The sequence below is a fragment of the Mycobacterium leprae TN genome, assembly GCF_000195855.1.
Lineage (GTDB): Bacteria > Actinomycetota > Actinomycetes > Mycobacteriales > Mycobacteriaceae > Mycobacterium > Mycobacterium leprae.
The window spans coordinates 555,631-567,919 of the sequence record NC_002677.1 but is presented as its reverse complement, the minus strand read 5'-3'; the positions used below and the strand labels follow the sequence as shown (position 1 = coordinate 567,919).

The window sequence follows — 12,289 nt, the reverse complement described above, 5'->3', positions numbered from 1 at the left end:
AAATCCCCTGATGAGTAAATGGCATTATAGTGTACACTGCCGCTAGTGGCTTAACCATGGCGTAGCCTGTACTCAATCCACCGGTTGATTCGCTCGGCATCTCCGGCTGCGTTGGCCAGCTTGCGGATTGGGTTAGTCAAATGCATTCCTTGCTGCGAGTCACAGCCGGAAACGTACCCGGCCGAGCGTCGGCAGCACACCCCACGCTTTATCGTCGTCGAAATGCGTGACGCTCGCCGACTTCTGTTGACAGGTGCAATCTGTAGAGCAGCTTGAGGTTAAGTGCTGCACGTTTATGGTCATCACACGATGACTAACCATACCCGAATAGGTAAAGCATTGTGCACCAAACAGATCCGGTCAGAAGTCGGCAGTTGATCGTCAGTTTTTTTGCTCATAGGAGCATATGAGCACGGGAGGCTGGCGAATAGGTCGAGCGCTACAGTGGATCGGTGAACGGCACGTGGCGCACAACAACCTGGTCGCATTCTGAACACCAAATCTTGATCGCGGTCCGGGAACCAAACTACGCTGACATTGGTGAACTTGGCCCATCCGTGGTATTGCTGCACAGCCATGGCTTGACGAAAAGGCTAGGTGGTCCGGCTTATTTTCATATCCCTGTTAAGGCGCGTGGCTATCGACTGGCGCCCTTACCTTAGAGTTGATTTAGATACCCGGTCATGTTCGTCAATAAACATTCTGACAGGTCCGTTCCCGGCAGACTTCGGAGTTTTTGAGGCTCGGTTGCCCAATACCCACCACCACGCCATCGATGGCGCCAAGACACGTTAGTCGCCGTCAAGTACCCGTTCCACTTACTGCGTTGTTCATAGACGTCACCTGTCAACGGAACTCTCGCCACCGGATCCCTCCTCCAGCGATCGGTGATGACCGGGTCAACCTAAACGAGTGCCGTCGGACCCGGTGGGCTCAATCAGCAAAAAGCTCGGCCCCGGTCAAGCTCCGCACCGGAATAGACCTTAGTCACGAAGTGCCTCGCGCCGGACCACGGTGGTGCGAGGTGATTTAGTGCACGGTTATTGGCGGTGCAACACTACGTCGGACTAAGGTCCCGGGGTGTTGGTTTCACACTTGGCTACGATAGGCTTGGCCGGGTTCGGTGCTGGCGCGATCAATGCGCTCGTCGGATCCGGCACTTTGATCACGTTTCCAACGCTCGTCGCCCTTGGTTACTCACCGGTCACGTCGACCATGTCTAACGCGGTCGGTCTAGTGGCTGGCGGTGTATCGGCTACTTGGGGCTATCGTGCCGAGCTGGGCGATCGGTGGAGTCGATTACGCTGGCAGATCCCGATGTCGCTGACCGGTGCAGCGCTAGGCGCCTTTCTGCTCCTGCATCTGCCTGAGAAGGTGTTTACCGCTATCGTGCCAATGCTTCTCGTCCTGGCGTTGGTGCTAGTAGTGGCCGGGCCGCGGATTCAGTCCTGGACGCGGTGTCGGGCCAAAGCGGCCGTTAACCGCGCCGAACACACCACACCGGCCCAGATGGCTATGCTGGCGCTTGGCACCTTCGCTGTCAGCGTCTACGGTGGTTACTTCACTGCCGGGCAAGGCATCCTGCTGGTCAGCCTAATGAGTATATTGCTACCAGAGTCGATGCAGCGCATAAACGCGGCTAAGAACCTTTTGTCGATGTTGGTAAATCTTACTGCGGCAGTTGGCTATACGCTGGTGGCCTTCGATCGGATCAACTGGTCGGCGGCCGGCATGATCGCGGCGAGCTCACTGGTTGGGGGATTAGTTGGGACCCGTTACGCGCGCCGACTATCGCCGAATGTTTTGCGGGCCACCATCGTGGCGATCGGCCTAATCGGGCTGGTTCGCTTGCTCGCGGTATAGCGATAAATTAAATACCAAAGTGAGGAATTAACACCGGTATTTGGGGCATGGTTGAGGCCGGCTGTGCTACGAGGGCAGGCCACTGTGGAGAACCTTAAGCTCCGATAGGTGCACCGGTGGCTCGAGTGTGGACACCTGCATCGATGGTCTAGGGCTGGGTAGTTGCAGCAGCGCCATCGGAACCTGTACCGGTGGACTCGATAGGTGGACCGGAGAACTTGACAGGTTCACCGGAGGCTGGATGTTCGGAACCGATAGTGGGAAACGCGGTAGCGGAAGCGGGACAAGCACCGGAGCCGCTGGAACGGGTGTGGGGACCGACGAAGCCGAGACCAGTATTGCGGGCATAGGTGCAGTCCGGCTGCCGCGTTGCAACATGGGTGGGCATCGGTGAGGACAGCGGCGCAGACTCATGCAGCGAGGTAAGCGGAGGTCTGTTGGGCCGGCACGATAAGATTCTGCCTAGGGCTAGACGGCAAAGCGACCGTCGTGCGAATGTTGATCATCAGGGCGACTGCCAGCACCAGCCACCGCAGCGATCAACATTGCCGCCAACGTGATGCTGACCAACAGCACAGGCTTGCGTTGTTTCCGGGTCTAGTCTGGCGTAACTAGTCGGATATCACAGTGGTGTTGGCCGTTGGCCTTTGCCACGTCGTTAACAACACTGGGGACATATTCAAGACAACCGTGCCGACATAGAAATTACGCGTAAGTCAGTGCGCCGGTGGACGAGACGAACAACGGCACGATGACTGATGGCCAAACCCAGCCCGGCGAGCTAGCTCCCCTCACGGCAGGCGTCAAACGGAATTAGGGGCGGTTAGGTTTAGTGCCGGCGGTTTTTATACTCCATCTCAAGTTCGGCAATTATCCGTGACGTTCGTTCGCGCAGCAAGATTGCGGCGATGATGCCGACCACCACGGTGATGATGAGCGCGATCCAAGAGAATCGTTCCATCCAGCGTTCGGCGGCCATCCCGGCGAAGTAGACCAGCGCGGTAGTACCGCCTGCCCAACAAATGGCACCCGATACGTTGGCAGCTAGAAAGCGCGGGTAGTGCATTTTCAACGCTCCCGCCAGCGGCCCGGCGAGTATGCGCAGCAACGCGATAAAACGACCAAAGAAGACCGCCCGCACACCCCAGCGATTAAACAACCGCTCGACCAACGCGACATGCCCCGGACCGAAGTGCTTCGGAAACCGCCGGCCAAGGTGATCAAAGAGCGGCATGCCAAATCGGCGGCCAATAGCGTAGCCGATCGAGTCGCCGACTGCGGCGCCAATCACAGCGACGACACCGACACCGATCGAGCTGACCGCCAGGTCGTGACGCGACGACAACAGCGCCGCACTTACCAGCACGACCTCTCCCGGTAGGGGAATGCCCAAACTCTCGACCCCGACCACACCGCTGACCAGCAGGTAGACTGCAAGTGGTGGTATTGACTGCAGCAGAGCATCCACGTCCATACATCAAGAATGCCCGACCGGGATGCGCGCCGCAGGCTCTTAGCGTCAAGTTGGCGCGTCGTGGTGTTCTACGTGTGACGCGCTAACAGGTTCTAACCGCGGGCGTTTAGGTACTCGCCCATCGGCTGAAGATTTGCCACGCAGCCATCGCCACACCCACGGCATAAAAATTTCCCGCATCCAGCGCAGCTGCTCATAGCTACGGACTCCAAATGGCACCTGCGCATGATTACCGCTCGCTTCGGCCCAATCATGGCTACTGTTAGGCAAATTGAGAGCTTCGGCAACTGCGGCAGCAAACAGAATATGTCCCTTGGTGGACGCATGTACGCGGTCGATGTCCCAAGTGGCCGAATCTCGCATCGAAGCGGCATTATACAGGTCGACGAGCTTAAACTCGTAGCGGTCGGCGGCGGCGGTAATCGCATTGTTAATGCGCAACAGCCGTCTAGCCACAAGTCGTCCGAGCGGGAGGAACTGCACGACGTTGGGGAAGGTTGTCGTCACTATCGTCGCCCCCGATTCGGCCAGCGCAGCATACATGGATTCAAGATCGGCAAGCGCACGGGCGAACGATCGTCCCGGCTGGATAACATCGTTCATCCCGGCGCACACAGTGATCAGATCCGGCCGCATTGCCAGTACCTGCGGTACCTGCTCCGTGAGTACATCGGCCAGCAACTTGCCGCGGATCGCGAGGTTAGCGTATACCAAACCGGGATACACCGCATCGACCAGTGCTGCGAGGCGATCAGCAAATCCTAGGAGCCCGACCGTGTCATCACCCTCCCACAAGCCTTCGGTCTGACTGTCGCCGATGGCTACATATCGCGTGAATCTGGTGTAACCGTCCACCACGGAGCCGAGACTAATAGCGTCGCCCGGCTGATTCAACATCGCCCAAATGCTGGCAGCAGTGGCCGCGGCCAATCCTAACCGGAACGTCTCCAAGGAGTACTGCGTGAACTAATTTTCAGACACAGAAGTGAGAGCGCCTGACATCATGCTCGGGCGGTATACCGCGCACTCGGGTTGGACGCCGAGCTTTCCCGAAGATGAGCTGGTCATCACTGCGGTCACACCAAGCGGGGTAGGGGAGCAATCCGCCATTACTGGGGTTTGTTAGCGACGATGCTGATAACGGTCCGCCCGCGGTTGTTGCCAAAGGTGCACCGTATCTAATTCACGGCCCCCGAGTAAGGCATGATTTCGATTGCGGTAGGAAACTACCGCTTCACTCAGCACTGTATACAGCTGCAGCGGCTGCTCTTTGCCCTTGACTTGCTACATGCGCCAACTCGTGCCCTGGGAAGGCTCACCTACGTCATCTCAAAACACTCTACAGGTGATTAGGATGCGCGTTTCCATCTCCGGATTGAGCGCCTCGACCCGCTTGGCCGCATTCACCGCATCGCCCTCGGTCACAGCGTACTCCATCTTGCGACCAAAGCCAATGTGCCCGGGTATCAGCCGGCCAGTGTGCAGTCCGATCCTGACGTATATCTCGACACCGCCTGTTACCCCTTACTCTTCGTTAAAGCGATCGATTGCCTCCATCATGCGCATAACTGTGCGGACGGCACCAATGGCATCATCCGCCTTGGGCACCGGTGCGCCAAAAACGGCTAATCACAGCATCGCCGATGAACTTGTCGACGATTCTGCCCTTGTCGAAAACGATGTCGACCATGCGCTGCAGGTAGTCGTTGGTGGAGCCGACTATGCCCTACGGTCGCATCTTCTAGTTGATCGAGGTGAAACCGCGGATGTCGGCAAAAAGCACTGCCGCGGCGCGCCTCGAGCGCCCACGCCCACCATAAACCTTAAGATATTGAACGCCTCGCGGGCGATGTCGGCGGGTACATAATTTTTGGAACACTTAGCGAACGCTATTCTCCTCCTCGCGCAAACTCGGCGACCTCGTCGAAATGCCGGGCGTTTTCGATAGCGATGGCCGCTTGGTGGGCGAAGGCATGCAGAAGATTCTGCTACTCTTCGTCAGCTTTCGCCGGAATGACCTTGCTCCACTTAGAACGCGCCAAGAACACGATCCTTCAGCCGTAGCGACACAAGCGCACTTCCAGTGCGGTTCATAGACTAAGGATCCCGCGAAACGCGGTCGGCGCATCCGTTGTCAGCATCGGCTCACAAGCCTTCATGACGCTGTCGAGCACGGAGCGCGAAATCGGCTTCTACTGGTTCGGAATGACCGTCTTTTCGCGAGATTGCGCACCACCCTGAATTTCGAGCTCCCCGGCATGCACTAAAGACCAGGAACCCGCGCTTCAATGAAGGCCGTCAGTCTGTACATTGTGTGACTGGTGACGAGCTGGATCCCGTCGTCCAGTGATATCAGGGGGCCTGGCTAAGTGGACGATCGTCGGGTGCTGCCAAAGTAAAGCACGGTCGATGCAAGCTAGATAAACTCGCCCAAGCGCAGTATGTGCCCGGTAACCAGGAAGCTGTTCACGAACGAGCCGCTAGAAATTACCAGGATCGCGCAGCAGCCAATTCAGCCGCTGCGACGGAACTCGCAATGACAGCAGACAGGCCTGGGTCGTCCAGCCAGGGCATGTTGCCCGGCCCGGGGCCGACACTCGTCGAGTCATTCAGGCCGAAGACATACTGCTTCTCCCCACGTATAACAAGCAGCTTCGCCAAGCTAAAGAGTCCTCCGGGTAAATACCCAGTCGGGCTGGCAACATCGGCAGCGCAATATATGCAGTCATAATAGTAATATATGTCTTCATCACACACACCATCCACGGTGCTCATACCCACTAGCTTTGTCAGACCGTGCTGGCGCTGCTTGTCAGCCACGATCTGTCCGGAACATTACAGCCCAAGTAAGGCTACGTTGCAGGTGCTGCGCGGTCACGTACGCCTTACCGCCGGTGGCAACGCCCGGGATGGCAAGGCCGGTGACTACGTCGCAATTCCATGGCAACAGCACCCGTCAAGGATTTGGATCATCCTGACCGGGTTGAAAAGCATCGCTCACTCGCCGCAATAGCACACAGTGATGTTATCGACGCTCTGGTCAAGGAGTTTCGTCCTAAGAGTACCGATCATTAACGCCCCAATGGGCGAGATCACCGGCGGTAAGTTGGCCACTCCGGTCACCGCTGCCGGTAGACTAAATATAGTCGGCATGGGCAATGCCGATTATATTGTCACATAAAAACTGAATTTCCTTATAGGCAAGGGAAATTCGGTATCAGCATAGTGAACTTGGTTGATAAGCAACGAAGCCGAGCTGTTAGAGGATGCCCTTGCCTCGCAGTACACCTTGTTGTCAGTTAGTTTCGGCGCGAACTGGTCGTAGGTCAATCAGACGCATGACACCGGAATCACCACAGCCACACAGGCATATGACAGCCTCGGAGCCCGTCAAGCGATCGATGCGCGTGTCGCCATCCTGGTCGCCCGCGAGTCTGAGGGCGACGGGCACGGGGACGTGAAGCGCCGCACGCTGACGTTGTTTGACAGCGTCTTGGATGCGGTGTTGGTGCCACGGCCGGTTGCTTAGCGGAATTTCCTGCGTACCGCAGACTGACCGAGGTATTGGCCGCCGGCGCGAGCGAGGTGTGGGTGGGCTACTCGCCTGGCTGCGTGCCGAGAGTCGGTGACCGGCGACGGCAGCCGTCGGACCCCAATAGCGACTAAAGCAACCGACACCGCGGTCAATCGAATCTTCGATGTCGTCATGAGTCTGCCCTGATCGGCGCGATTTCTGTAGCGCGTGCTGACCAACGGTTTCGTTGTGTGCTGGGCGGGCAACAAGGACGCGTTGACCGCTGATCCGGCAGCACGTGCCAATCTAGATTGCCTCGATCGCAGTCGACGACTGCACATGCACACACCGCGCTCGTTGACGCCCGGTCAGGGCGTAGGAATGATCAGCGACGACGCCTAGGTGAGCGAGGTGATCGAAACAATGCGCTCGGGCGAGCGGAGTTCGCTCGCCGCCTGTGAGAGATAGGGCTGCCATCCAGCGCGAGGCTCGACGCGCAATTGCCTGCAAGCAGCACAGCGTCGATCGTCTGCCCTTAGTCATGAACGACGCGATGCAGCACTTCGATGACGGGTTCTCTGGTGCTAGTTATATTGCGATATTGCGAGATGGCCACGTATCAGCTGCCCGAACAACATCGTATTGCAGCTGCGGGAGACTGACCGCGATGTCGCGGCGGGCCCTGCGGTACAGCCTGGAGGTTCGCCCCGCGTCGGGACCGGATTGGTCAATCAGGCATGCATAGTCACTTTCCAACAGACCCTAGGCCGTGAGCCGGTCCAAGTGAAATTTCACTTGGTGAGGTGGGATGCCGACGGTATCGGCTGCCTGGGTCACGGCCGACCGGCGCTAATTTGAGCACAAACAAAAAAGTGGAATTTGGTGATGCTCTAAGTCAGCAATCATACAAATCCCGGCGGTGCGCTACTGGTGAAGCTCTGCAACCCATTGTTACATTCCCATAATATAATATGTAGTGACATACACTAAATATATATATAATTATTTCTTTTTCATAGTTTTCTATAGTCTTGGGGGCCAACCCGGCCGCCGCAACCCTTGCCCTTGCGAATCAGCGACTGATGCTAAGCATCATATTGACTGTCACGACCATACTTGCTTGTTTTGGGGTAGACAAATTTTTCAACCTGTTGACCCACCTGCATCACTAGAGTATGTACTTAGCTGGATTAGCGACCTAATTTTCTGACAGCGTCGACCAGTGCATGTATCTCGTCAAGACGATTCGAGATTCGGCTGGTATGCTGGTAATGGCTGCGCCGAGGATCGGTACCTGGGGGCCAAGATCATCGTCGACCTGCTCCTCTATCCGGCTATAGGACTACGCGCACACAAATACTTAGCGATGAAACATCGGGCCTCCATCCATGCATCCACCAGCGTCACAGTGAACCGCAAACCGACCCTCGTCGGACTCCGGATGACCCGGCAAGTCCCGTAGGAGCACCCGTGTAGATCGGGTTAGTCGACGACATAACACTACCCGGTACGACGCCAGATAGACACCCTATTCGAACCAGCACCACCGTCCTCTACGGCGGCGACCTCAGAACTGGCTCGCACGCACAGGCCAGCTCCGCGTTACATGTCCCAGTGCAGGGCGGCGTCGGCGGCTTACTCGAAGCGCTGCTGTCCCGTGCCGATTTCGGTCTGCACGCGCAGATGGTCATATGTTTTGGTGGCAGCTGGCCGGCTACGGTCGCGCGCACCTCCTGGTAGGTCAGTCGGCATTACTTCAAGCGCATAAATATACACTTGTTTAGCTTGCTATGCTTAAAAATGCGTCGTTTTTGGCGTACGGTCGTGGAAGTGACATCACAAAACTCTCAGGCTCTGGCCCAGGCATCCGGAGCGTTCACGCTCGGTGGCGACCTGAAGGTCAACCGACTTGGTTTCGGCGCGATGCGCCTAACGGGTAAGGGAGTGTGGGGCCCGCCCGTTGACCGCTACGAGGCCGTGCGGGTACTGCGACGCGCCGTCGAATTGGGGGTGAACTTCATCGATACCGCCGACTCCTACGGCCCCTACGTCTCCGAGGAGATAATTGCCGAGGCGTTGCATCCCTACAAGGGACTGGTGATCGCAACCAAGGCCGGTTTGTTGCGGACAGGCCGGGACGTATGGATCCCGCTGGGTAATCCAAGCTACCTGCGCCAAGAACTGGAAATGAGCCTGCGCCGTCTCAACGTCGACACCATCGATCTGTTTCAACTGCACCGGATCGACCCGAACTTCCCACTGGCCGACCAAGTGGGCGAGCTGTTCACATTGAAAAACGAAGGCAAGATCCGCCATATCGGTCTGTCCGAGATCAACCTCGATCAACTCACCGCGGCCCAGCAGATCACAGAGATCGTGTCGGTGCAGAACATGTACAACTTGTCGGCGCGAGCTGCCGAACCACTGTTAGATGCCGTGACCAGTCGGGGCATCGGCTTCATCCCGTGGTCCCCACTGGCCGCGGGACCGTTGGCGGCCCCGGACGGACCGCTGCAGCGCATCGCCGTCAACCATCACGCGACGCCGTCGCAACTGGCGCTGGCCTGGTTGCTAAAGCGATCGCCGGTGATGTTGCCGATTCCAGGGACATCGCGGGTGGCGCACCTGGAGGAGAACGTCGCCGCCGCCGAGATCAGCCTTTCCGACGACGAGTTCGAGATGCTCTCGGCTGCTGGGGCCCAGTGACCGAGCCGGTGGTTTACACCTCTCGGTAGGCAATTCGGTGTCGTGGTGGCCAGCAAGTCGGGTCGCTGGATGGACCTACCTGTCCGCAACAAACATCCTGACGGTGCCGATATCTGCCGGTAAAACCGACGACAGCCGCGTTCGTGGCTGGGCGTGATTCGCCCGGCTTAATCTGGTACGCAACGATGCTGTGCACGGCGAAGCTGCTGAAATGCTGTTCGATACAGTGCTGTAGTTGACGTCTGCGGTGCTAACCGAGGGTTCCTACCAGCGCACCGCCTTACTTCAAAATCAATTACCGGCACATCGTGTCGATTGGAAAGGAGCTGCAGATCGATGTCGGCGTCAACCAGGTGGACGGGCACAAGAGCTTCGTTTCGGGCCGATTGACCGACGGCGACACCCTGTTGAACGAAGCTGACGCGTTGTTTATGCGGTTTAAGCTCGGCCAGCCATGATGCGCACTGACTGAGACACACTCGACCCTTAATGGGCTTGGTTTCTTCAAAGCCCGCCCCGATAGCATGGCAACCGTTATCAGTTATGTCCCCAATTACAACCCGGCTACAAATTCGTCTTGGAGACCAACCCGATGAGCGCCCCCGTACACCCCGTCCCTGGAGCCGATGGCGGCGACCCGCTGCGCCCGGCCACGCCGGGCTTGCGGTCGCCGCAAGTCCCAATCCAGGTTCCTGCCGGTAGTACCGCAGCGGCCGCGGTCAGCGAGGCCGGATTGCCAACACATGGCGCTCCCGATGCGATTGTGGTGGTGCGCGACGCCGACGGGAAGTTACGCGACTTAAGCTGGGTTCCGGACGTCGACGTCGAGGTGACTCCGGTACCCGTCAATACCGACGACGGCCGCAGCGTGATCCGGCATTCGACGGCACACGTTTTGGCCCAAGCTGTCCAAGACCTGTTCCCACAAGCCAAACTGGGGATCGGGCCGCCTATTACCGATGGCTTCTACTACGACTTCGACGTGGCCGAACCGTTCACGCCTGAAGATTTAAAGGCGCTAGAAAAGCGGATGCGGCAGATTGTCAAGGAAGGGCAGCTGTTCTCGCGACGGATCTACGAATCCAAGGAGCAAGCTCGTACCGAGTGGGCCGGCGAACCATACAAGCTGGAACTTGTCGACGACGAATCGGGGGATGCCGAGATCATGGAGGTCGGCGGCGATGAGCTCACCGCTTATGACAACCTCAACGCCCGCAACGGGGAACGTATTTGGGGTGACCTGTGCCGCGGACCACACATCCCAACTACCAAGCACATTCCTGCGTTCAAGCTGACCAGAAGTTCCGCTGCGTACTGGCGAGGCAACCAGAAAAACGCCAGCCTGCAGCGCATCTATGGTACCGCGTGGGAATCGCAGGAGGCCCTCGATCGCCACCTTGAGATGATTACCGAGGCCCAGCGCCGCGACCATCGCAAGCTGGGCATTGAGCTGGATCTGTTCAGTTTCCCCGACGAAATCGGTTCTGGCTTAGCGATTTTTCACCCTAAGGGGAGCATCGTACGTCGGGAAATGGAAGAGTACTCCCGGCGCAAGCACATCGAAGCCGGCTACCAATTCGTCAACACCCCGCATATTACCAAGGCGCAGCTGTTCCACACTTCGGGTCACCTCGACTGGTACGCCGAGGGTATATTCCCCCCGATGCACCTCGACGCCGAACACAACGATGACGGCACGGTGCGTAAGCCAGGGCAAGACTACTACCTCAAGCCAATGAACTGCCCGATGCACACCCTGATTTTCTCCTCGCGCGGACGTTCGTATCGAGAGTTGCCACTACGGCTCTTCGAGTTCGGCACGATCTACCGCTACGAGAAATCTGGTGTAGTACATGGGCTTACCCGTGCCCGCGGGTTCACCATGGACGACTCGCACATCTTCTGCACCCGCGAGCAGCTGCACTGCGAGCTGGCGTCGCTGCTCCGGTTCGTCCTGGATCTTCTTGGCGACTATGGGCTAGAAGATTTTTACCTCGAGCTTTCTACTAAAGACCCGGAGAAATTTGTTGGCTCCGAAGAGATCTGGGAAGAAGCCACAGCCGCGCTGGCGGAGGTAGCCGAGAATTCTACTCTCCCATTGGTTCCCGATCCAGGTGGCGCCGCGTTCTACGGCCCGAAGATCTCGGTGCAGGTGCGCGACGCACTGGGTCGCAGCTGGCAGATGTCCACCATCCAGGTAGACTTCAACTTTCCCGAACGGTTCGCATTGGAGTACACCTCCGCGGACGGGACTCGGCAGCGCCCAGTCATGATTCACCGGGCGTTATTCGGATCAATCGAGCGATTCTTCGGCATCCTCACCGAACACTATGCGGGAGCATTCCCTGCCTGGCTAGCGCCCATTCAGGTGGTCGGTATACCGGTCACCGGTGAGCATGTATCTTACTTGGAAGAGGTTGCTGCGCAACTGAAATCGTGTGGTGTCCGGACGGAGGTGGATGTCAGCGACGATCGGATGGCAAAGAAAATCGTCCGTCACACCAACCAGAAAGTGCCGTTTATGTTACTGGCCGGCGACCGCGACGTGCGGACCGGGTCGGTGAGCTTCCGCTTTGGTGACCGCACACAGATCAACGGCGTCGCCCGCGACAGTGCCGTCGAGGCCATCGTTTGTTGGATCGTTGACCGCGAGAATGATTTTCCCACAGCAGAATTGGTGAAAGTAACCGGCGGTGAGTGAGCAGGAAAGACCCGACACACGTGCCGATCAC

At 57.9% G+C, this 12,289-nt stretch carries 10 protein-coding genes and 1 pseudogene; 7 read left to right on the top strand and 4 right to left on the bottom strand.

The window, feature by feature from the left end:
* The first annotated feature begins 1,095 nt into the window (after positions 1-1,095).
* Positions 1,096-1,863, top strand: coding sequence for a sulfite exporter TauE/SafE family protein (locus ML_RS02300; RefSeq protein WP_414085549.1), 768 nt, complete (start codon positions 1,096-1,098; stop codon positions 1,861-1,863).
* A gap of 829 nt (positions 1,864-2,692) precedes the next feature.
* On the opposite strand, the gene ML_RS02295 is transcribed toward ML_RS02300, so the two are convergent.
* The 3 genes from ML_RS02295 to ML_RS17220 all read right to left on the bottom strand — a co-directional run bounded on the left by ML_RS02295 (position 2,693) and on the right by ML_RS17220 (position 4,840).
* Positions 2,693-3,337, bottom strand: a complete 645-nt coding sequence (locus ML_RS02295) for a DedA family protein (protein ID WP_010907738.1) — start codon at positions 3,335-3,337, stop codon at positions 2,693-2,695.
* 45 nt (positions 3,338-3,382) lie between these two features.
* Complete coding sequence (locus ML_RS02290) at positions 3,383-4,234, bottom strand: SGNH/GDSL hydrolase family protein (RefSeq protein WP_231884457.1); 852 nt, start codon at positions 4,232-4,234, stop codon at positions 3,383-3,385.
* A gap of 432 nt (positions 4,235-4,666) precedes the next feature.
* Positions 4,667-4,840 carry an adenylate/guanylate cyclase domain-containing protein gene (locus ML_RS17220; protein ID WP_081439309.1) on the bottom strand — a complete coding sequence of 58 codons (174 nt, stop codon included), beginning with the start codon at positions 4,838-4,840 and terminating at the stop codon, positions 4,667-4,669.
* Between the two features lie 67 nt (positions 4,841-4,907).
* Between ML_RS17220 and ML_RS14990 the strand changes: the two genes are divergently transcribed.
* Positions 4,908-5,204 carry a hypothetical protein gene (locus tag ML_RS14990; RefSeq protein WP_156517102.1) on the top strand — a complete coding sequence of 99 codons (297 nt, stop codon included), beginning with the start codon at positions 4,908-4,910 and terminating at the stop codon, positions 5,202-5,204.
* Positions 5,205-5,824: 620 nt separating this feature from the next.
* Here ML_RS14990 and ML_RS02280 read toward each other — a convergent pair.
* Complete coding sequence (locus tag ML_RS02280; RefSeq protein ID WP_010907736.1) at positions 5,825-6,112, bottom strand: hypothetical protein; 288 nt, start codon at positions 6,110-6,112, stop codon at positions 5,825-5,827.
* On the opposite strand from ML_RS02280, the pseudogene ML_RS02275 reads away from it, so the two are divergent.
* The 5 genes and pseudogenes from ML_RS02275 to thrS form a co-directional block, all read left to right on the top strand.
* Positions 6,092-6,350: pseudogene (locus ML_RS02275) on the top strand (cupin domain-containing protein); the annotation flags it as partial. The gene ML_RS02280 and the pseudogene ML_RS02275 overlap by 21 nt on opposite strands.
* A gap of 729 nt (positions 6,351-7,079) precedes the next feature.
* Positions 7,080-7,253 (top strand): hypothetical protein, encoded by a 174-nt coding sequence (locus ML_RS17755; protein WP_156511913.1) that lies wholly within the window; start codon positions 7,080-7,082, stop codon positions 7,251-7,253.
* A 1,398-nt stretch (positions 7,254-8,651) separates the two neighbouring features.
* Positions 8,652-9,557 carry an aldo/keto reductase gene (locus tag ML_RS02260; RefSeq protein ID WP_010907735.1) on the top strand — a complete coding sequence of 302 codons (906 nt, stop codon included), beginning with the start codon at positions 8,652-8,654 and terminating at the stop codon, positions 9,555-9,557.
* A 308-nt stretch (positions 9,558-9,865) separates the two neighbouring features.
* The gene (locus ML_RS18520) at positions 9,866-10,015 is read left to right on the top strand and encodes a hypothetical protein (protein ID WP_156511914.1); all 150 of its coding nucleotides are present in this window, start codon (positions 9,866-9,868) and stop codon (positions 10,013-10,015) included.
* Positions 10,016-10,149: 134 nt separating this feature from the next.
* A complete protein-coding gene (gene thrS, locus ML_RS02250) occupies positions 10,150-12,258 on the top strand; it encodes a threonine--tRNA ligase (RefSeq protein ID WP_010907734.1) in 2,109 nt (702 codons plus the stop codon).
* Positions 12,259-12,289 lie beyond the last annotated feature (31 nt).